This window comes from Desulfogranum marinum (genome assembly GCF_963675105.2).
Classification (GTDB): domain Bacteria; phylum Desulfobacterota; class Desulfobulbia; order Desulfobulbales; family Desulfobulbaceae; genus Desulfogranum; species Desulfogranum marinum.
This window is the reverse complement of record NZ_CAXXRO010000004.1, coordinates 1,747,881-1,768,760: the sequence shown is the minus strand read 5'-3', so window position 1 is coordinate 1,768,760 and position 20,880 is coordinate 1,747,881. Positions and strand designations below refer to the sequence as shown.

The 20,880-nt window shown below is 41.0% G+C and carries 20 protein-coding genes and 1 pseudogene; 11 read left to right on the top strand and 10 right to left on the bottom strand.

Translation table 11 applies throughout. The features are described 5' to 3' along the window. Positions 1-301 precede the first annotated feature (301 nt). Complete coding sequence (locus ACHZCY_RS16545) at positions 302-1,810, top strand: ArnT family glycosyltransferase (protein WP_319549686.1); 1,509 nt, start codon at positions 302-304, stop codon at positions 1,808-1,810. Between the two features lie 53 nt (positions 1,811-1,863). On the opposite strand, the gene ACHZCY_RS16540 is transcribed toward ACHZCY_RS16545, so the two are convergent. Continuing rightward, positions 1,864-2,628: an IS4 family transposase gene (locus tag ACHZCY_RS16540; RefSeq protein WP_319549685.1), complete on the bottom strand. Its 765-nt coding sequence runs from the start codon at positions 2,626-2,628 to the stop codon at positions 1,864-1,866. Continuing rightward, positions 2,580-2,975 carry a transposase gene (locus ACHZCY_RS16535; RefSeq protein ID WP_319549684.1) on the bottom strand — a complete coding sequence of 132 codons (396 nt, stop codon included), beginning with the start codon at positions 2,973-2,975 and terminating at the stop codon, positions 2,580-2,582. Before ACHZCY_RS16535 ends, ACHZCY_RS16540 begins: the two co-directional genes overlap by 49 nt. 145 nt (positions 2,976-3,120) lie before the next feature. Here ACHZCY_RS16535 and ACHZCY_RS16530 point away from each other — a divergent pair, with 145 nt between their 5' ends. Then, positions 3,121-4,134, top strand: a complete 1,014-nt coding sequence (locus ACHZCY_RS16530; RefSeq protein WP_319549683.1) for an IS5 family transposase — start codon at positions 3,121-3,123, stop codon at positions 4,132-4,134. Positions 4,135-4,291: 157 nt separating this feature from the next. Here ACHZCY_RS16530 and ACHZCY_RS16525 read toward each other — a convergent pair whose 3' ends face one another. Then, the gene (locus ACHZCY_RS16525; RefSeq protein ID WP_394713411.1) at positions 4,292-4,474 is read right to left on the bottom strand and encodes a hypothetical protein; all 183 of its coding nucleotides are present in this window, start codon (positions 4,472-4,474) and stop codon (positions 4,292-4,294) included. Between the two features lie 243 nt (positions 4,475-4,717). Here ACHZCY_RS16525 and ACHZCY_RS16520 point away from each other — a divergent pair, with 243 nt between their 5' ends. The 9 genes and pseudogenes from ACHZCY_RS16520 (at position 4,718) to ACHZCY_RS16480 (ending at position 12,311) form a co-directional block, all read left to right on the top strand. Beyond that, positions 4,718-6,430, top strand: coding sequence for an IS1634 family transposase (locus ACHZCY_RS16520; protein ID WP_319549682.1), 1,713 nt, complete (start codon positions 4,718-4,720; stop codon positions 6,428-6,430). A gap of 41 nt (positions 6,431-6,471) precedes the next feature. Next, positions 6,472-6,819: pseudogene (locus ACHZCY_RS16515) on the top strand (ISKra4-like element ISDau4 family transposase); the annotation flags it as partial. Continuing rightward, on the top strand, positions 6,809-6,946 hold the full coding sequence (locus ACHZCY_RS16510) for a hypothetical protein (protein WP_319549681.1): 138 nt from the start codon (positions 6,809-6,811) through the stop codon (positions 6,944-6,946). The pseudogene ACHZCY_RS16515 and the gene ACHZCY_RS16510, both read left to right, overlap by 11 nt. Positions 6,947-7,171: 225 nt before the next feature. Next, positions 7,172-7,441, top strand: coding sequence for an IS66 family insertion sequence element accessory protein TnpA (tnpA, locus tag ACHZCY_RS16505; RefSeq protein ID WP_319549680.1), 270 nt, complete (start codon positions 7,172-7,174; stop codon positions 7,439-7,441). Between the two features lie 66 nt (positions 7,442-7,507). Next, positions 7,508-7,864 (top strand): hypothetical protein, encoded by a 357-nt coding sequence (locus ACHZCY_RS16500; RefSeq protein WP_394713410.1) that lies wholly within the window; start codon positions 7,508-7,510, stop codon positions 7,862-7,864. Positions 7,865-8,121: 257 nt separating this feature from the next. Further along, positions 8,122-8,439: a recombinase family protein gene (locus tag ACHZCY_RS16495; protein WP_319550228.1), complete on the top strand. Its 318-nt coding sequence runs from the start codon at positions 8,122-8,124 to the stop codon at positions 8,437-8,439. Between the two features lie 160 nt (positions 8,440-8,599). Further along, positions 8,600-9,550: a glycosyltransferase family 2 protein gene (locus ACHZCY_RS16490; RefSeq protein WP_319549678.1), complete on the top strand. Its 951-nt coding sequence runs from the start codon at positions 8,600-8,602 to the stop codon at positions 9,548-9,550. 453 nt (positions 9,551-10,003) lie between these two features. Further along, a complete protein-coding gene (locus ACHZCY_RS16485) occupies positions 10,004-11,071 on the top strand; it encodes a Coenzyme F420 hydrogenase/dehydrogenase, beta subunit C-terminal domain (RefSeq protein WP_319549677.1) in 1,068 nt (355 codons plus the stop codon). Between the two features lie 13 nt (positions 11,072-11,084). After that, on the top strand, positions 11,085-12,311 hold the full coding sequence (locus ACHZCY_RS16480) for a polysaccharide pyruvyl transferase family protein (RefSeq protein WP_319549676.1): 1,227 nt from the start codon (positions 11,085-11,087) through the stop codon (positions 12,309-12,311). Positions 12,312-12,755: 444 nt separating this feature from the next. Here the strand turns inward: ACHZCY_RS16480 and ACHZCY_RS16475 are convergent, their stop codons facing one another. The 7 genes from ACHZCY_RS16475 to ACHZCY_RS16445 form a co-directional block, all read right to left on the bottom strand. Beyond that, complete coding sequence (locus ACHZCY_RS16475) at positions 12,756-13,871, bottom strand: glycosyltransferase family 4 protein (RefSeq protein WP_319549675.1); 1,116 nt, start codon at positions 13,869-13,871, stop codon at positions 12,756-12,758. A 33-nt stretch (positions 13,872-13,904) separates the two neighbouring features. Beyond that, positions 13,905-15,293 carry a hypothetical protein gene (locus ACHZCY_RS16470; protein WP_319549674.1) on the bottom strand — a complete coding sequence of 463 codons (1,389 nt, stop codon included), beginning with the start codon at positions 15,291-15,293 and terminating at the stop codon, positions 13,905-13,907. 82 nt (positions 15,294-15,375) lie between these two features. After that, positions 15,376-16,443, bottom strand: a complete 1,068-nt coding sequence (locus tag ACHZCY_RS16465; RefSeq protein WP_319549673.1) for an ISKra4 family transposase — start codon at positions 16,441-16,443, stop codon at positions 15,376-15,378. Between the two features lie 359 nt (positions 16,444-16,802). Next, positions 16,803-17,777 carry an IS3 family transposase gene (locus ACHZCY_RS16460; protein ID WP_319548209.1) on the bottom strand — a complete coding sequence of 325 codons (975 nt, stop codon included), beginning with the start codon at positions 17,775-17,777 and terminating at the stop codon, positions 16,803-16,805. A 62-nt stretch (positions 17,778-17,839) separates the two neighbouring features. Then, on the bottom strand, positions 17,840-18,148 hold the full coding sequence (locus tag ACHZCY_RS16455; protein ID WP_319548208.1) for a transposase: 309 nt from the start codon (positions 18,146-18,148) through the stop codon (positions 17,840-17,842). Between the two features lie 265 nt (positions 18,149-18,413). Then, a complete protein-coding gene (locus ACHZCY_RS16450; protein WP_319549672.1) occupies positions 18,414-19,094 on the bottom strand; it encodes a hypothetical protein in 681 nt (226 codons plus the stop codon). A 501-nt stretch (positions 19,095-19,595) separates the two neighbouring features. Continuing rightward, positions 19,596-20,849 carry a lipopolysaccharide biosynthesis protein gene (locus ACHZCY_RS16445; protein ID WP_319549671.1) on the bottom strand — a complete coding sequence of 418 codons (1,254 nt, stop codon included), beginning with the start codon at positions 20,847-20,849 and terminating at the stop codon, positions 19,596-19,598. Between the last annotated feature and the right edge of the window lie 31 nt (positions 20,850-20,880).

Below are 20,880 nucleotides of genomic sequence, written 5' to 3'. Positions count from 1 at the left end.
TTTGTTTCTTGTTGTATCCCTAAATAATTGGTAGTTTCCTAAAACTCCTTCCTCTTTAATATTATAGGCATTTTCGCAGTCTTCAACATACCAGTGACTGAAGAACTTTTCACTTTTATGCTAAATTTCTGCGGACTGACAAGTTACTTCTAGCATGCCTTAGCAACCCCAAAAGTTGAGTCAACGGCCCTTAGAATACTGACCATAATATTATATGAGAAATTACTACTCGACTGAGACCTTTTCTAGTAAAAGCTATTTTTCTCAACCTAACAAACCTTACCTCACCTCTAGATTACAAATGAGTTTTATCAAAACAAGTACCTTTCAAAATATTGTCATTATACTAGCACTGTTTTCACTATCAATGCTTGTCAGACTTTGCTTTTCCAGCAACATTGAGGCGGGTGGAGACGCTATATTTAAGTGGGCTATGGTTCGTGATTATGTTGAAAATGGTTCCCTCCCTCCGGATTGGGCGATAAGGAGCCACCATGCATTGCGCTGGGCAATCAACATCCCCGTACTTATAATTCAAAAAATATATGGGACAGAACCACAAAATTATTATATCTGGCCTTTTTTTTCTTCTACGATGGGAGTACTTTTTTTTTATTTAATAGTAAAAAATATTCATTCTAAACTGTGGGGCACACTAGCGGCCATTGCCTTTTTATTCTCTTCCCCCATGCTACGCCAGGGCAGCCAATTCCTTCCAATGGGTCCGGCAGCCACATATTTACTGGGGAGTATTTATTTTTTACAAATTTGGATAAACAAGAAACGATTATCGCTGCTAATATTGAGCGTAATTTTCCTTTTCTTCTCTTACGGGTCAAAAGTAACATCTATTTATTACTTTCCAGCCTTTGCAATACTTATACTGATTTTCTCCAATAAATCCGATGATAATAAAATCACAATTCGCTACTTCAAGCCATTAATCTATTTTTCTCTTCTACTAGCGATTTTTTTTGGGACAGAAGCCATACTCACCCAAAAACTAACCAACGAACCAGGGGGAAGACTTGCATGTATTGCTATGGGAAATCATGGCGATCCGAAACGACGACAAAAGCGACACGCTGAAAAAATTCTTGCAAAAGATTTGAAGGTTGCAACAACCACGCTAGGAGAATACGCCGGCAATATTTTTGTCTATTACAAGTTACACTCAAACGAGAAAGAAACAATTCTTCTCTATATTGCACTGTTGCAAGCGATAGCCGTTCTTGCAATCAAAAAAAAGGAGCTATACACTATAAGCATACCCTTTTTATTTGGTTTCTTCGGTCACGCCTATAGCATAATAGGGGTGTATCCTTTTTTACGGCCAGAAAAAATGAACTTTCGATACCACACTGTTATTTATACTCTTGCAATTATTATATTCATCACTTTTCTTGGCTATCTTGATAAACGGCAGACCTTAAAGGTTAAGAAAGGTGCTGCATATCACATCCACAGATACTATCTTATTACTGCTCTTGCTCTGGTCTTCTATTCAATTGGTACCATTAAAACTCCCAAAATTTTTACAAATGGATATTTTACGACTAAAAGAAATTCCATCGCTATAACAAAAGCGAGGGAACAAGGCATGCCAATCCTTATAAAACTAAGCTCAAAAGAAAATGCCTGGAAGAAACAATACAGAAGGTATCGTTCAATATATAGTCCAAATAGTGATTATTACAACAAAAGCTATGATTACAAAATATACAGAAAAGGGCGGAAAAAATTTTTCCTCGTTGAAAAAAATGGAATTAATCATTTCTCTTTTAATATACCCCATCTTACAATTAAGTAGTCGATCTTGAAAAAGCCTATTTTCAGGTTCTACAGCCAATCACAAGTGTCCGGCTATAGTTGACTGAAATTAAACAGCATTTTTTGACAGTTTTCGATTTTATGTTTTGTAGGCAAAGGATTAAATAACTCCCACAGGTTTTGTCTTTTAAACAGGTTTAACTGTAGAATTCGCTGGATTTGTGTAAGAGATTGCCCCAGCTTTGCTAAAAATTTCATGTAAGAAAGTACTAACATGGTGATAAGGGCAATCCATATCTGTGTCATGACCGCGTTGCGGCTGGTGCCAAGAAAAGTCTTGATCTTTAGGTTTTGCTTAAGCCACTTGAAAAAAAGCTCAATCTCCCACCTGCTCTTATAAATATCGGCAATGTTTTTTGCCGCCAGGTGGAAATTGTTGGTAAGGAAAACGTAATGTTTGCCACTCTTTGGGTCTTTATACCCTACCCGCCGAAGAGGTATGGGACACTCGTTTGATTTTGTACCGGTAAGAATGATGGTTTGATCAGAGGTGAGCCCTTTGGATTTAAGAACCGATCGTCGCTCGGTCACCTTGTATTTGATGTTGCGTTTGAGGCGGGTAACGAGAACGTTTTTTCTTTTATTGAGCCTGTACAGCCAGGCAAAATCAATGTACGCCCTGTCGGCAGCAATAATTGAACCTGCAGGCAGGGTGAGTGTCCTTGCAAAACAAAAATCTGAGGTTTTTGCGTCGGTAATCGCGGCGAACCTGGGAATATAACCATCATGATCTAACAAGGCGTGCAGTTTCACACCGCCTTTGGTTGAACGAAATTTTGCCCAGGGAAAGACGGACAAACAAAGGTCGATAGTTGAAGCATCAAGTGAGTAAAGCTTGTTTTTGAATTGGAGAGTTTATGCTTAGCATCAACGGAAATATGATTTTTGTAGCCAAAAAAGGGTTTGCCGTTTTTCTTGGTCCAGCGAGCGTCAACATCTTTTCTCCGCCGCTTGTTCTCACCCCATTGAACCGGGGCCTTGCCTTCGCGCTTTATCTGTTCATTTTCTTCACGGCTATTGCGCTGTATCGGCGTCTTCACAATAGAGGCATCTACTATCTGCCCTTTCAGGGCTGTATAGCCACACTCCTGCAGGTGCAACTCAAACTGAGAAAACAACTCTTCGATTATCCCAGCGTTTTTCAAATCCTCACGAAAAAGCCATATAGGGTTTCTCGAATAATTACTACAGCAAAACAAACGCAAATAGCGTTTTAAATGTCTGAAATATTGATATTATGTTATGCTTTTCCATCATCTTCTAAACCGTTTTTTACTTGATGGAGCCGATATGTTTCAGCCAGGATTCTTCGACCTTGATAATCGGATGCTTAAAATCGACAGCAACGGTGACCCTCTTACCAAAATTAATCAAGCTGTTGATTGGGAAATCTTTCGCCCTGCACTTGAAAAGGCTCGACAGAAGCCCCGTAAGTCTGCAGCGGGACCGAAAGGATATGATGTCATATTGCTCTTCAAAATTCTTGTGCTTCAGTCTCTGTATAACCTTTCCGATGACGCCACTGAATATCAAATTCTCGATCGCGACTCTTTTTGCCGTTTTCTCGGTTTGCACGTAGGGAGCAAAGTTCCCGATGCAACTACTATATGGCTTTTTCGTGAGGATTTGAAAAACGCTGGGATAATCGAAGAGTTGTTTTCTCAGTTTGAGTTGCACCTGCAGGAGTGTGGCTATACGGCCCTGAAAGGGCAGATCGTGGACGCCTCCATTGTGAAGACGCCGATACAGCGCAATAGCCGTGAAGAAAATGCACAGATAAAGCGCGAAGGCAAGGCCCCGGTTCAATGGGGTGAGAACAAGCGGCGGAGAAAAGATGTTGATGCTCGCTGGACCAAGAAGAACGGCAAATCCTTTTTTGGCTACAAAAATCATATTTCCGTTGATGCTAAGCATAAACTCATCCGTGGCTGGAAAGTAACTGACGCTTCCGTCCATGACAACAATGTGTTTGAGGAAATACTTGCGGAAAACACGAATCGTAATGTCTGGGCAGACTCGGCGTACTATTCGAAAGATCGTCTAAAGTCGCTGGAGGAATCGGGTTACCGGGAACGCATTCATCGTAAAGGCACTCGGAACCGAAAGCTGACAGCTCGAGAACAGAAGAGTAACAGGACCAAATCGAAGGTTCGTGTAAGGGTTGAGCATGTTTTCGGTGCGCAAACCCAGAAGGCAGGAAATTTGCTTGTAAGAACAGTCGGCCTGGCAAGGGCGACGGTGAAGATTGGGATGAGAAACCTTGCTTACAATATGGATCGGCTGGGCACATTGCTTGTAACATAGCAGGAAAATGGGTTTCAGGGCGATTGAGTTGTTCGCTGCAACCCCAAAAACACGAAAATTCAGATGTTGAGTTGCCCCTGATTTCCATATTTATCGCATAATTAAAGACGCTGGGGAATAAACCATTTATTCGAGATTCCCTAAAGTTGTCCATCTTTTAAGCTGGCATCAAATCAGTAACGTCAATGAATTCCGCGAGTTTCTGGCTGACCTGAGGAGGAAGGATATCATTCCACTGGACAAAGTCCGCCTGTGTTTTGTTGGTGATGGAGCGAAGTGGATATGGGACTGTGTCAAAGAGTATTTCCCTGAATGTCGGCAAGTTCTCGATTATTATCACTGCTCAGAACACTTACATGCTTTTACCAAAATTCACTTTCCTGAAGCAGGGAAGGCCAGTTCGTGGATAGAACAGACCAAGGTGCGTTTGTTTCATAATAACCTGAAAATCGGCTAAAGCGCACACTTTAAACAGAAAGCACTACTCTATGAGCACGGCATTGTTGAAATACCGTGCTTTTTTCTTGCCTTTAAACGTGTACGTATTAGTATCCATACGCGCACTTAAAAGGGAGGATCATGCATGGCTAAACCAATAACAGGAAAAAATCATGTCGGTGAACGGCGTGAAAAGCGTCCGAATGGCGATATTTACGTCTATGAACGGATTACAGCCTACGATGAAAAGACCAGAAAGACCTACACGGTCAGTCAGAAGCTCAAAGGGAAAATCAAGGCAGGGACCCAAGATATTGTTCCGACTCGTCCTAAAAAACGTAAAGGCGACAGAGACGTTGTCGATGCAACACGTCGGCACACAGGCCTCACGGACATCCTGGAATGGGTTGGTAGGGTTTCCGGCATCGATGATGATGTGCGTTCTTCATTCAGCGAGGGTGATGCGGAGAAGATGCTTTCTATCGCACGCTACTGGATCGGTTCCGGCGGTAATACGCTCCCGCGCCTTGAAAGTTGGCAGGTGATGCACCCTCTTCCATACAGCGAAGCAATCACTGAAGACGTGTATGGTAAGCTGTTTAAGGATGTTGGGCGCAATGAAGAAGGTGTTCAGAGTTATTTTTCAGCTCGGGCTGCACGTCTGGGAGAGTCTCCTGTGTTGGCGTTCGACTCAACCACCATCTCGACCTACTCTGAAAATCAGTCGGAGGCGCGGCGAGGGTTCAATAAAGATGGCGACGGACTCAATACGATCAAGCTTTTGACCCTATATTCAGTAAAAGCTCGCGAACCGATGGCCTTCTCCAAACAACCCGGTAATATCCCGGATGTCATTTCCATTGAAAATACCCTGACACAGCTCAAGTGCCTCAACCTGGAGAAACCTCTGATTGTCACTGATAACGGCTACTACAGCCAGAAAAATATGATGGAATTCGCCTTGCGCAATGTGAAATTCCTTACCCTGGTGGATCCGAATATTGTCTGGGTCCGAGAGACAGTTGACGAACTTCGTGCAGCAATTGCCGGTATGTCCAGCACTTGCCCATTTGATCCGTCAATCTGCGGGGCAACATCGCTAAGAATGCACCAATTTGACCGTATACGAGAACGTTCACGCAACGGCAAGGCCGCCGGTGAAAAAGAAACGATCACACGCCGTCTGTATGTCCATGTTTATTACTCTCCCGACAACGAAGCCAAGAAGGAACTTGCCTTCCGGAAGGATCTGCTTGAACTGAAAACGCAAGTAGAAGAAGGGAAAACCGAATTCACGGAGTCAGCGCAAAAGAAAATCGACAAGTATTTAACCTGTTCCAGAAAGGGACGAGGGGGGCGGCTGAAGATAGGATTCAATGACGAAGCCATTGCCGAGGCAAAGAAATACTTCGGCTACTTTGCTCTTGTCAGCAACCAAACGATGGACACATTTGCCGCACTGGAGAACTATCGGATGAGAGAAAAAATCGAAGAACTCTTTGCCGTGCAAAAAGGCAGGCTCGATGGTGCGCGACCTCGTACATGGTACCCGGACAATCTGCGTGGAAGACAGTTTACACAATTTATCTCGTTGGGCTATCATTGCTTCCTGACGAAAAAAATAAAAGAAGTGCAAGCCAGACTCAGAAAGAAAGACACCGGAAAAACTAAATCACTTCTCAAACTCGAAAAAAAACTGGAAAACTGGCTTGCACAACGCTCTCTTGCCCAGATCCTGGACTGGCTCGACTGCATTGAAACCACAAAGGTTCGGACGGTCATGGCTGAATATCGATGGTCCACCGAATCAGTGGCCAGAGACAAGCTGTTCTTGGAGTATTTGGGAGTAGATATATAGTGTACGCTTTAGCCGACTTTCAGGATAATAATGCTGCTCACGTGATCGCCGGGTTGAACCGGATGAAGTGTAAAACTGCAGAGGCAAAGACAGAGCGGGACAACCTGGTCAACTATCTCAAGACAAACAAGGTTAGAATTGAGTATGGCCGCTTACGGCGTGGTGGCTATCCACTTGGCAGTGGCGCAATAGAAAGTGCCAACAAGTTTATCAGCAATATTCGTCTCAAGAGGTCAGGTGCCTGGTGGAAAGTTGACTATGCCAACAATATTTTGAAGCTACGCTGCGCCAAGTATAACTCAAAATTTGATTCGTTCTTTGATCAGTATGAAAAAAGTGCGCAGGAAAAAAGGGTCTCACGAGAGAAGAGGATTCGACGTGTTAAATGATTCCATAAACGTCGGATGCACCCGCTTGATTGATTTTGGTAAGCGGGTCACCGTTGCTGTCGATTTTACGCATCCGATTATCAAGGTCGAAGAATCCTGGCTGAAACATGTCGGCTCCATCAAGTAAAAAAAAAACGGCTTAGAAGATGATGGAAAAGCATAACATAATATCAATATTCCAGACAGTTAAAACACTTCTCTCGCTCGTTTTGCTGTAATAATTATTCGAGAAACCCTTGAGCAATTGTGCAAGTACCGTGTTACTATGGTAAGCGAGAATTTAACCGCATCTAGATTTTGACATCGGCCTATGTCATGTTGATCTCCCGATCAACTCATACGGAGACATCACATGACAAACCGTGCTCACAAATCTCGTTTTTGGATAGCACATGTGGAAGCGCAGGCAAAAAGCGGCTTAAATCGCGCCGAGTACTGTCGCCAACATAAACTTTCTTACCACGCGCTGACGTATTGGCAGAAAAAGCAGAGGCGACCTGATATATCGCATACCCCTCAACTGATAGCAGTCCCTGACAAAAAAATCCAGATTGCACTGTCACCTCAGGGCGGAGACATGACGCCCCGAACACAAAAGGTAATTTTGAGTTTTGCAGGATAATACACTATCAACGTAGGCAGAATAGCACTTGACATCGTGACGCATATGGTTACATATATATGACATATGGCAAAATCTTCAAATACCGAACGTGCAATGAGAGTCAATATGGCTATCGACTTGCTCAAAGAATCCAGTTCTTTGGCCGAAGCAGCAAAAAGTCTGTCATTCCATTGCGGGATTTCGAAGCGGCAAGCGTATCGTTACATGAAAATGGCCGATTCTGCAGGCAAGCAAATTCCAATACCAGACAAGAAGATTGCCTTCACGGTCAAACTCTCGGAAAATCTTACGCAGGAACTACGCCAATATGCCCTATTCCAGGGGCAGACATTAAGCGAAGTGGTCACCGAAGCTCTAGAGGTCTTACTCTACAAAGGTCGGAGGAGTGGCGAAGCCAAGAAAGACGGAAAGAACTATTGAGTTGGAATATAGTTTTGACCTGTTATCGTTACGCAAAATCGGCCAGGCATACAGGCTTCTTGTCCCTGATAAAAGTTTGTGTACGAACTCTGGTAAAGATCATGTAAAGGACGAATCTGGAGAGAAACGTGAAAGCTGCAGCGATTTATGCGCGGGTGTCATCGGACCGACAAAAGGAAGAACAGACTATTGCCTGTCAGACTGCGTCGTTGATCGAACATTCCCAGCAGGAAAGCTATACGGTTCCCGCTGAATAGATTTTTCAGGATGAAGGGTATAGCAGGGCCACCCTGATCCGGCCTGGTCTTGAAAAAGTCCGGGATTTGGCTGCAGAAGGACAAATTGAGTGTGTATTAATCTATTCGCCGGATCGTCTGAGTCGTAAGTATGCCTACCAGGTATTATTGGTGGAAGAATTTGCCCGTCATGGCGTAGAGATTATCTTTATCAAATCGCCGCGGGCTTCTACGCCGGAGGAGCAATTGCTTCTCCAGTTTCAGGGGATGATCGCCGAATATAACGAGCACAAATCGCAGAGCATACCCGGCGTGGGAAACGACATAAAGCGAAAATAGGTTCGGTAAATGTGCTCTCCAGAGCACCTTACGGATTTCGCTATATCAAGAAAACGGAGACGTCCTCTTCTTACTATGAAATCATTGAGCAGGAAGACGAAGAAATGCTTGCAGTCAAACGACAGATAACTCATACATTTTCGACTTACTCAGTTCAGCCATGAAACTTATAATACAGATTCCATGTCTTAATGAAGCAAAGACGTTACCGGCAACGTTAATGGACTTACCCAAAAGGATTGAGGGGGTTGAAATAATAGAATATTTGGTGATTGATGACGGCTCGACAGACAAAACAGTTCAAGTTGCTAAATCACACGGTGTTCACCATATTTTATCATTAGGCACCAACCGTGGCCTAGCAACAGCATTTAAGTTAGGCATTGAACATGCTCTGAAAAAGAACGCAGATATTGTCGTTAATACAGATGCAGATAACCAGTATTTCGGAGGTGATATTCCTAAGCTAATTCAACCAATAATTTCTGGAGAGGCAGACCTGGTTGTTGGCTGCAGACCTATCGCTAGCCACCCGGAATTTAAACTAACAAAAAAGATCCTTCAGTTTGTTGGTAGCTGGACACTTCGTAGAATATCAAAGACGGACGTACGAGATGCAGCTTCGGGATTTAGAGCTTTTTCAAAAGAAACATGTGGAAAAATTTTCATTCACTCCAAATTTTCTTATTGCATGGAAACCCTTATTCAGGCAGGAAATTCAGGCCTTAGGGTTTGCTCTGTAAATATAAGAATAAACCCTAAAACTAGAGAATCTCGTTTATTTAAGAGTACCTTTCAATACCTAGTGAAATCTGGCGGAACAATGCTTGCCATGTTCTTTTTATATCGCCCTGGAAGATTTTTTGCCTCTATTGCCAATGTGTTCCTATTAATCTCATTTACTATCGGAATTCGATATATATACTACGCCTTTTTTACATCTGACTTTAGTGGTGGAAAAATTCAATCTTTAATCTTGCTTGCAGTATTTGCATTTGCCTCATTCTCTTTGTACTCCTTGGCTGTTATAGGAGAGCTATTAAAGGCAAATAGAAAAATTTTAGAAGCGATTCTAACAAAGAAAAAAGAAGAAAAACCACATGACTATTAAAGCAAGATTCGTTTATGATTATTTTATAAATCTTATTGACAATAATTTTATTAAATATGGTATAGGATGTTTATCTTCTTTAATTGTAAAAATGGCACTGACCAATTTACTAGTTTTCTACTTTCTATTGTCGGCAAAATATGCCTACTTATTAGTTAATATACTCCTTATTTTTTACTCTTTTACGTTTCACACAAAGATTACATTTGTTGATAAAATTTCATTTGGCCTCTTTAAAAAATATTGCCTGTCAGTTCTCGCTTTCAAACTGCTCGATTACATTATATTTTTATTTGGCATTACATTTCTAGAGGATCACCTGGCTACATATATACATGGCGACTACCATGGGTACACCGTTTCTGGAGCAATTTTAGTTTCAACAATTTTCATATTCATGATCAGATTCGTTGTTTACAAAAAAATATTTAACTCAAAAATATAATGCTTACGGTGAATAAAAATAAATACCAATACTACCTGGGCTACACTAAGAGAATATTTTGTGGCTATTCCAACAATCAAGAGATTATCAAAAACTGTGCCTCTGGTGGCATTGTTTCCACAGTTTTTATGTGGCTTTTGGATAATAATATTGTCGACGGTTGTTTAGTCTACGATCTTTCCTGTGAAGGCGGCAAGTTTTCGGTTATCCATAAAATCATCACCTCTTCAGAGGAGCTTGCCACCTATGGGGGAAGTATTTATATAGATTTCCCGGCTATATCACGCCCCATACTAGATGATATTAGAAATTTTAATGGTAAAATCGCAATTGTAGGCCTCCCTTGCTCCATCACAGTCCTAAAAAAGATAATTTCTAAAGATGAAAAATTAAGAGAAAAAATCGCCTTTACGTTAGGCCTGTTCTGTGGACACACATCAAAGCGTTCTCTAATTGAAACAGTACTCACAAAAAAGAATATAAACATTGACGACATAGAAGATTTAGCCTTCAGAAAAGGACTTTGGCGTGGCAAAACAACAATTCTTTTAAAAAATGGCAATAAAATTAAATTCCCAAGCTCACATTTCACCACATACCAAAATCTTTTCATCGACTCAGCCCACAAATGTATAAACTGCAGCGATCATTATGCAGAAAATGCTGATTTAAGTACTGGGGACATATGGAAAAAAGAGTATAAAAGAAAAGATCGAAAACATTCAGTTTTCACAACACGCAGCGCCCTAGCAGATAAAATTATAGGGCAAATTATCAACGACGGGCAGTTGAATGTTTTTGAAGCTGATCAGAAATTACTTTTTCAGGCCAACAAAAGGGCTGTTATTTGGCACAAGGCCACAAGGGCAAAATCTCTTGTGGGTGCACTCTTAGGTTACAAGATAAAGTCTAATGAAACAGCACCTGCACCACGCTGGAATGAAATTGTAGCAGCTTTAGTAGTTTTACCAATTATGCGACTTTCAGAATCTAAATATCGCAATATACTCTTTATTGTACCGCGTAAAATACTTTATTCGATTTTAATAGGTTTCAAATTGCTGACAAATTTCTAAAGGTAAAATTTTAATGAAATACCTTATATCAGGTGTTGCCATCACAGGAAACAAAGGGGCGTCTGGCATGGCAGAAGCGCTTATTCAGAATATCTCAAAGAAAGATAGTGAAGCGTTTTTTTACATCATGTCCTATTACCCTAAGGCTGACGTGAAAACAATCCTGCCTCACAAAAGTTCAATCATCAATGGAAGTCCTAAAAGTGTTGTATTACTTTTTTTCTCCAGCATTTGGATTTTTGCTGGCAGGTTACTACACCTTCCTAAAAAATTATATATCTTCAATACCACTCTAAAAGCAATTGAACAATGCGATTACTGGCTTGACGCATCAGGAATTTCCTTTGTTGATGGTCGTGAAAAATTTCTCATATTTAACGTCTTAAGTATCTTACCAGGATTGGCTCTAAAAAAGAAAATTGTTAAAGTTTCACAAGCATTAGGGCCTTTCAACTCGACCATCAACAGATTTGTTGCAAAGCTTATACTACCAAGGCTATCTCTAATTTGTTCCCGTGGAGAACAAACATCTGAACACTTAAGGCTTCTTGGTCTCTCTCAAAATATCAAAAACTATCCAGATATTACTTTTTCGCTACAATTGAATGAAAACAACTTCAAACGTATTGAAAAATACATACCTAAAGACACTAATAATAAAATTATTGGCGTATCGCCAAGTCAGGTAATGTACGAACTATGTAATGAAAGAAAGATTGATTACCTCTCTGTCTTGAGTGCGCATATAGAAATGCTACATAATCTAGGTAATGACATTATTATTTTTCCCCATTCCATTCGCATCAACACCCAGGCAACCCACAATAACGATATGTTGGTGCTGAAAAAACTCGTACAAATGCTACCCCAACATGTCAATATCACATTGGTTACAGATGATCTTTCAGCAGCTGACCTGCGTGCTTTAATTAGCAAATGCGATATTTTAGTGGCTTCACGTTTTCATGCTTTAATCTCTGCTTTAGCTGTTAACACACCTGTATTAGTTCTTGGCTGGAGCCACAAATACCGAGAAGTTCTCAGGCAGTTCGACCTTGAAAAATACTCACTTTCATTTGATAATATGCATACCAACAACCTCAATCTACTTTACAACTTGGTGCTTGAAAACTATGACGAAATACGCTCTACCATGTCGAAATCACTAACTATCGTAACAAAGAGATGTAATGGTTTTTATGATGAACTAGTCGCCTTGGAAAAACACTCAACAGTTTGAAACATTGAGTTAATCTGGTAAATTTACATCACCATCTATTGCAATATTATAGCAAAATATCCTTCATTTTCTGGTGATTTCAATGAGACCTATTAGCACGAAACCTGATAATCGGATTGAGTTATTTCGAGAACGTTTAGACAATATGCTGAACCGGCGGCATGAGCTTTACCTCCTTACCGGTGTGATGATTGGGAGCGTTTGGAGCAAGAGTTTGGCAAGCTTTATCATGCTAAAACAGGACGCCCAGAATGAGAGAGATACTATTATTTTTGCCTTGTTTTTACCTTTTCGAGCAGTTGATAAAAAAAGGTACTGCATACTGGACTCAGAAACCTATTGGCTGTAAAACCTGAAAATAGGATTTTTCAAAATCGACTGAACTAGTTTGAGCCCGGTTGGAAAAAAGTGGATTCCATAAAACTGATAATATCCAACCATCAATTAACTACCGTCAATACTCTTTATATAAATAGCTGAGTAATTCCCCGCAATAGCTTTCCAAATAAATTTTGCGGCCTCTTTTCGACAGCATTCTTCATCTCCATCTCGTTGCAATAGTAGGATTTTGCTGGCAATCTCATTCGCATTTCTTGGGGATACACCACATCCACAAATACCTTCTGTAACCCACCCATCAAACCCCTGCCCTCTGGTAAAAACCACAGGTGTCCCCTGACTCAGTGCTTCTGCGTAAACCAAACCAAAAGATTCTCGGAAACTCGGCATTACAAAAACATCGGCCCACCGGTAATGCTCTCTCAGCTCATCCTTTTGTTTACTAAAACTAAGTGTTTCGATCCAATTCACCTTCTTAGCGTATGCAAAATCTGATTCAGACATGGCACCGACTAAACGAAGAGCTACATCAAGTCCTTTCGCATCAAGAATTGAGCAAGCTTGAACCAGCTTTTCAATATTTTTATTTTTGACAAAAGACCCGACAAAAAGAACCCTTACCTTCTTATCAGATTTCTTTTTTTGCACTGGTGCACAAGACAGCCAGTACGGATCCAACCCATTAGGAATAACATGAGCCCGACTATTGAATTCTTTATAATGTTGAGAAAATAGAGGTTTCATCATGCGTTTCTTATATGAGGGGCTTAAAAAAATGATCGCACTTGCATTTTTAGCAATTCGCTGCCCATAACCATGTAGATGCTTAAAATATTTCCAAAAAACATTTACATCAGTATTCCGCACAGTAACTATATAAGGAATTCCAGTTTTCGCATTTAATTCATAGGCAAGAGCTCCGTCGCTAAATAAAGTATGAGCATGAATAACGTCAGCAGCGAGACTACTCTCCTTTGCAGTATAGGTATGCAATCCTTTATTAATTTTCCTCCGAAATAATGCTCTGTCAAAAAAATCCTGATACCCTGTAAAATAATATTTCAAACGATTAATTTTCTCAGGTTCGCTAGGAATATGGTATTTTTTATGAGGCACCCAAACTGTTTGCGAAATACCAGTATTGGATAGCGCTCGAAAAAGATTATAATACAAGCTAGTAAATATCAGATTACAATTGATATGAAGAACCGTTGGCGACAAGATTCCCTCTCTTACGAAAAAATATTCTAAAGGTCAACGAGACATATATTTATTGAGCATCGAAACGACATTTTGCTCTGAATAAGGTTCAAAGATAGAATTCTCATCAAAAACGAAAGGACCTTCACAAGAAAAGAAACCACTGAATCCTTTTCTGAGAGCATACGCCCCACCTTGAGAAATCAGGGGTTGCATGTACTCAACCCCAGGAAGATCCAAAACGCCCACCCGACACCCCAAGCATGCAGCTTCAAACAAGGCTGTTGAATAAGCACCAACAACAAAATGCATTCTGCCTAGCCAATCGTAGAGACTACCATCATTTCGTCCGAGGATTGTTATCCTATTTCTGCAAAGATCCTTATACTTCTCTTCCCAATCATCAAATTCACTGGGGTGCAATTTATAATAAATCTCTAAGTCAGGTTTCTTTTTACGTAACTCAATCGCTTTCTCAGAAATTTTTCGCCCGATAGAGCCTTGAGAAATAAAAATACATTTCGATTGCTTTTTCTTAGTTTGAAGATGCCTGTAACGCTCAAACAGTGAAAAACCAACCACGTCCAGGTTAATTTTATCTGCAAAGGTTGCGGAACTCTTCCAATACCCCCCCCATAGCCATAAATGATCAGGGTAGTACAACGTCGGCATACTTACATTTTGATGATACCCAAAATGATAATTCGAAATAACTCCATGTTGAATTTCTAGAACAGGTATTCCGAACATTCTACAGGCTTCAATGAATTCGGGGCACTGATAGGCAATCACAACGACACCCAACTTCGGTTTTATTTTCTTCAGCAGCTTTTCAAAATACGGCAACAGGACCTCACGTCGACCCAACGCCCTTCTAGTTGCCCCGACGATATCAACCGAAAAACCTGTTATGCTATAGAATGTTTTCTCGAATTCCAGAAAAGAAGCCTTCTCCAAAATAGAAAGAGTAGCACGGGAGCGATTAGCTTTAAATACAATATCGTCATACTTATATCGGTACCCAGGAGACCTAGGAATTAGATGCGTGCCTTGAAAAGCTCTTTCAACAAAGCATGTAGAATATCCTGAATTATTAAAATACAGTTCTGAATATGGATCTTCATAATGCCCTTGCTGGTTTTTTATCAATCGAGGATGACCAAGAATTAAACAATCTGACTGTTTTGGCAGTCTTAATGCTGACGAAAACCTGCTATTGACGATATTACGACAAGACCTCAGGCAATTCCCTAGTGTTCTAGGAGTTGCAGCATGTCCAAGGTCGAGCACCCCCGCCTTATTACATAATAATTGAAACAAAGGAAAACGAAGAATTTCCCAAACTGGAATACCGCGGCAAAAAAATTTGGCAATAGCTGTCTCTGCTTCAAACTGATAATACAGCTTCGCCAAAGAATTAAGTGAACACTTCCCCAGACCCATCAATTAATAAGTATCCTTGAGTGAACATTCCACAAAATCTTGTTGTTCACCTTCTAAGGGGGTGCATCCGAAGTTTATGGAATCATTTAACACGTCGAATCCTCTTCTCTCGTGAGACCCTTTTTTCCTGCGCACTTTTTTCATACTGATCAAAGAACGAATCAAATTTTGAGTTATACTTGGCGTAGCGTAGCTTCAAAATATTGTTGGCATAGTCAACTTTCCACCAGGCACCTGATCTCTTGAGACGAATATTGCTGATAAACTTGTTGGCACTTTCTATTGCGCCACTGCCAAGTGGATAGCCACCACGCCGTAAGCGGCCATACTCAATTCTAACCTTGTTTGTCTTGAGATAGTTGACCAGGTTGTCCCGCTCTGTCTTTGCCTCTGCAGTTTTACACTTCATCCGGTTCAACCCGGCGATCACGTGAGCAGCATTATTATGAAACAAACGCACCTTGGTCTGTTCTATCCACGAACTGGCCTTCCCTGCTTCAGGAAAGTGAATTTTGGCAAAAGCATGTAAGTGTTCTGAGCAGTGATAATAATCGAGAACTTGCCGACATTCAGGGAAATACTCTTTGACACAGTCCCATATCCACTTCGCTCCATCACCAACAAAACACAGGCGGACTTTGTCCAGTGGAATGATATCCTTCCTCCTCAGGTCAGCCAGAAACTCGCTGAATTCATTGACGTTACTGATTTGATGCCAGCTTAAAAGATGGACAACTTTATCTTTGTCCAACAAATAACCACGAATACCTTTCGCCTCGCGCCAGCAGTGAGGCTGCCCTTTTTCTTCAGTCCTGATTGGAACCATGGCACCGTCAGCAGAAAAGACGAGTACAGGTCGACGGTAATTGTCTTCAGAGATACACTCTATAATCTGAGCAACTTCCTCGGCAGTTGGAGCAATCTCGGCAAGGCTGATTTCCGAGGCGACCTGATTGGTAAGTTTATGCACTGTATCCGCAGAAATATCAAAACGATATATTTCGTTCATCATCTCCGCAGCTTCCTCAAAAGTTTCCTTGGCCCCGAAAAGGGCTGCTATTTTCTGCATATCATATTGGTACTTACCATCCCTGAGGTTAAGAGTATCCTCATATGGGGTATGGAACAGCCTTGCACTTTGGGCAGACATAATACGGGCAGTTAATTGTTATTGTTCCAATTGTGGTAACGCACTCTCTTCTATTGTCATATTTTTTATGCACCCTGGAACCACAACCGGTACACGCTAGCGAGGTGATGTGCCTGCCAAGTTCGCCTTGAACAATAATCTGAACCAGTTCCGGGTCTATTGCAGGGTACTTTCTTCTAATGTTTTCGATTATCTCAAAAAGGGTATTATTATGTTTTGCTTCAGCTGGAACTGGAATTTTAAGCCTGTTGAGTTAGTTGGTAATAGCCGGATTGTTGCCAGCTAATAAAAGCCTTTTTGTTGGAGCCCCGTCGGAGACGCCTCTCCGTCATCGCCACCTTCAGGTCCAGCAAACGAGATTAATTTGGCAAGGCTGCGAGCTTGCGAGCACCCGTAGGGCTTGGCCTTGCCAAATTAATCTCGTTTGCTACGGGGGTACAACTTAGTCGTCGCCGTCTCTTGGCTTTTCTAGCCGCTCTTGCGTTTTCCAGCTTGCTATCTCGATCTTTTAAAATTTGTTTATCCCGCCCCTCAAGCATAGCCTCCGGCGTAATATAACCGATGGCGCTGTGTAGTCGAACTGTGTTGTAATGGCGAACAAAACCGGCAATTACCTTTCGAGCATCTTCAAGAGATAACAGAACTCCTGGGCGGATACATTCTGTCTTCAATGATTTGTGCCATCTCTCTATCTTACCGTTGCTTTGAGGGTAGTAGGGAGAGGTCCGAACATGTTTCATTCCTGCGATACGAATAAACTCCTTGAAGTCTTTGGCAATGAATTGGGGCCCATTGTCTGAGATGATTCGTGGAGCAACATCAGGAAAACGTTCACGCCCTCGTTGGATAATTATTTCAACTTCAGCCTCTGTCATGGTCTCCCGGATCTCCCAATGGACAATATAACGGCTACAACCATCCAAGATACTGCAAAGATAATAAAAAGTTCCGCAAATATTGATATGAGATATGTCAATATGCCAATGCTCATGTGGCTTGAGAGGCTGCACAAATCCAGTCCCTTTCTTGCTCGGCTTGGCGCCCCAGCGCTGAAGGAGCCCTGCTGAGGACAGAACCCGGTAGACAGAACTGGGGCTAACTGCAACGATGTCATTATCAAGCATCATAAAGGTTAGTCGCCGGTATCCTTCAAGTGGATTTTTATCATGAAAGTCGACGATAGCAGCCTTTTCCCACTCTTCAAGCCAAAAATCGCGAGGGACCTGGCCGTTGTGCTCATTACTCTTGCCGTAGCGTTCTTTCCAGCTATAAAATTTACTGGCTGATATGCCAAGCCACGCTATAAACAGTTTGAATGATAATTCTGTTTTCATAGCCCAATATTTGACAAAATCAACACAATTGTCTCGAATGTCATGAGGAACCCACTTGCCTTTTAAATTTCCCCAAGATTTTTTTTTAATTTTAGATGGGCTTCCATGAGTTCAGAGACCACTTCGTTTTTGTTCGCAAGCTTCTCCTCGAGCTCGCGTATACGGCGCTCTTGACTGCTTTCTTTGGATTTTCGTTTAGTGACAAAAGCCGCTGAACCGTTTTCAAAAAACTGTTTCTGCCAGCGGTAAAATACCGCTGGAGAAAGGTGATGTTGATCACATACATCTGATATCGGCACGTTGTCCACCAGATGCTGCTTTAAAATAAATACTTTTTCTTCTGGGGTGTATTGTTTTCGTTTCTTGGTCATGAAATATTCCTCCGTATGAGTAAACTAACTCAGACGGTTGAAAATTCCAATTCACGCTGAACCAGTACAATTAGGCGCATCAACACACTGGATAATATGATCAATTTTTCGATCAAGACTTGTATCGTACATGTCTTTTTAGCTCTCTTTCCAAGTCTGTGCTTTTTGCACTGCCGCCATGGCACAACCTCCTGATTTTGCAGAACATTATACCACAAAGGCGCTTGTTTTTGAACCAAAAAACTAGCTTAACCATCTAAAATTACTAACTAAATCTCTTGCTACGCAGTCGGCTTACGCATTCCATAAATGTCGGGTGCACCCCTTCTAAGGGGATTTTTCCTAAATGCGGACGTATAGTCAGCAGGTAAATCGCATAAAAATAAATCACAAAATCATAATGCCCTACAAAGGCAAATTTATCAGTAAAAATCCTTAAAAGCAGACAGAACAAAACAACTGCTAAAAACCTACGCTGTTTATCTAACATTCCTGAAATACAGGCAAACCACAGAAAAAAAACAAGTGGCACTGCCATAATGCCAAATCTAGCATGTGCCATTAGGTAGGAATTATGTAAATTGGAATGATATGACTTGAAAAAGGCATCACTTTGCAAATCAAAGCCTACTAACCAATCGAGCAAAGATAGGTTACGTATGTATTCTAGCCAAATAATATTTCTGGTTGAAATATCAAATTTTTTATTATAAAAATATTCTAATTTATCATGTAAGGATTCATTGAAAATGACTAGTGCAATTATAAATACTACAAAACCAGTTACCTTACAAAAAAAAGCAACATATTTGTAATACCTAGAACACCTTGAGTTATCCATCAAAAACAACACACTGATTAATAATAAAAGAGAAACAATAATTCCAGACCTTCCTTCAGCTAAAAAGGATACAAAGAAGCATAACAGCGCTGGAATAAAGCTCACCGACTTGACCCTGTTTATTTCAGCGAGAATATAGTACAAAGAAGCATATATTAACAATATCCAGGAAATTGTATTTCTACTTGTTAACGGAAAAATTCTATTTAAATCTACTCCACAAAGATAATGAAAAAACACATAAGTGCTAAAAAAGATGATACAAAAAAACGGGACTTTTTCTGACACAGAGTGCCTAAACAAATAAACGGTGATCAAGAGGTTGAGGATTGAAAATATAAAATAATTAAAGGATGCCAATCCACCATGCAATGAATTTGTATAGAAACTAAAACAAAATACGAAAATTAAAAAACAAATATACTTAGTTATTTCCTTAGGTACATTAAGGATTTCAATTAACAAAAGCGGGAAAAAAAGAAAACACAAATACCGATCTCTTAAAATAACAGGGCCCAACATATATTGTAATGAAACAAACAAAAAATACATAAAAAGAAAGAAGTTCACATACATGTCACGCACCCCCCCCGGTGATGCATTCTATCACTCGTCAGCAATTCTCCCCCCCCAAGGCATAGGACAAATGCGATTCGCGTACCACCAAGTACCAAGGAAACTAACAGCAAAAGCCAGTGCAGTTGATTGCGCAGCACCTATCGGCCCATTAAGACTTATCAAAAAATAATTACCAACAAGATTAAGAACTGCAGCTACGCCAGTCATAACACCAAGAAAATTCGTCCTTGCCTCATAGGCCAAATAAGGATAGACAATCGTATACATACCACGGAATGCATAACCAACAGCAATCCATAGAACATACTGAACAGCAGAAGAATATTCAGTAGCAACCACCAAGGGTAATAAAACCTGAGATACGACAGTCACCAACATAGCCAGCAAGATAATCCCAACAAAATACATATAAGAATAACGTACAATTCTGTGTCTTCCTTGATTTGTAATATTAACCATCTGACGGTAAAACCAAGGTGACCAAGCATTTCCAAAGGCTCCTACAAATATACTCACGACCATTCCAAAGTTGTGCCCAACGGTATAAATCCCAACAGCGGCCTTACCAACCATTTGCTCAACAAATAGGCGATCACTTAAACCAATTACAGCGACACCAAGAGCATGCGGAACAAGAGGCAGACAAACTTTAGCGAGTTGCTGTACCTTTTTCCGGTCAACATTAAACGAATATAAATCCTGGCACCAGAGAAAACCAAATGCCAACAAACCAAACATAACTGCAGAACCAAAAATCCCAATTCCGCGTCCCTGCCAACCTAACCCGAAAGCTATCACCAACACCACTGAAGCTATCATATCTAGCATTGACCCGGAAACAGCAAACCAACCGAAGGCGTAGGGGCGCTGCTGATTACGAAGTACGGTCATATACAAAGTTCGCCCCATATTGAGTCCGGCGACTATGGGTACAGACACAAACCACAAACCAGGGAGCCCAAAAGTCGGACCTCTAAGGAAAAAGTACACAGAAAAAACAATAACACCTGTTACGGTTGTAACGCTCAACACATTAAATAAGTTGCCTATCCATTTGGCCATTTCACACGGAGAAACTTTAGCAAAATTTCGCGACACATTAATGTGCATCGACATTCCAACAAATGGAGCGCAAAATGCTATTAGCACTTGATAAATTGCCAGAAAACCATACTCCTCAGGAGTGAGGACATGCGTAAGCACAGGAAGCAACAAAAAGGGTATGGCTTTATTGACAACGCCAGCCCCTAAGTAAATGGACGCAGCACTGATCAGGCGCAAACCATTACCTGCAGTTTTTTTTTAGGTCCAA

Coding starts and splice junctions, on each gene's coding strand:
- ACHZCY_RS16545 (WP_319549686.1), top strand. CDS start 302: ATGAGTTTTATCAAAACAAGTACCTTTCAAAATATTGTCATTATACTA.
- ACHZCY_RS16530 (WP_319549683.1), top strand. CDS start 3,121: ATGTTTCAGCCAGGATTCTTCGACCTTGATAATCGGATGCTTAAAATC.
- ACHZCY_RS16520 (WP_319549682.1), top strand. CDS start 4,718: ATGGCTAAACCAATAACAGGAAAAAATCATGTCGGTGAACGGCGTGAA.
- tnpA (WP_319549680.1), top strand. CDS start 7,172: ATGACAAACCGTGCTCACAAATCTCGTTTTTGGATAGCACATGTGGAA.
- ACHZCY_RS16500 (WP_394713410.1), top strand. CDS start 7,508: ATGGCAAAATCTTCAAATACCGAACGTGCAATGAGAGTCAATATGGCT.
- ACHZCY_RS16490 (WP_319549678.1), top strand. CDS start 8,600: ATGAAACTTATAATACAGATTCCATGTCTTAATGAAGCAAAGACGTTA.
- ACHZCY_RS16480 (WP_319549676.1), top strand. CDS start 11,085: ATGAAATACCTTATATCAGGTGTTGCCATCACAGGAAACAAAGGGGCG.
- ACHZCY_RS16470 (WP_319549674.1), bottom strand. CDS start 15,293: ATGGGTCTGGGGAAGTGTTCACTTAATTCTTTGGCGAAGCTGTATTAT.
- ACHZCY_RS16465 (WP_319549673.1), bottom strand. CDS start 16,443: ATGTCTGCCCAAAGTGCAAGGCTGTTCCATACCCCATATGAGGATACT.
- ACHZCY_RS16460 (WP_319548209.1), bottom strand. CDS start 17,777: ATGAAAACAGAATTATCATTCAAACTGTTTATAGCGTGGCTTGGCATA.
- ACHZCY_RS16455 (WP_319548208.1), bottom strand. CDS start 18,148: ATGACCAAGAAACGAAAACAATACACCCCAGAAGAAAAAGTATTTATT.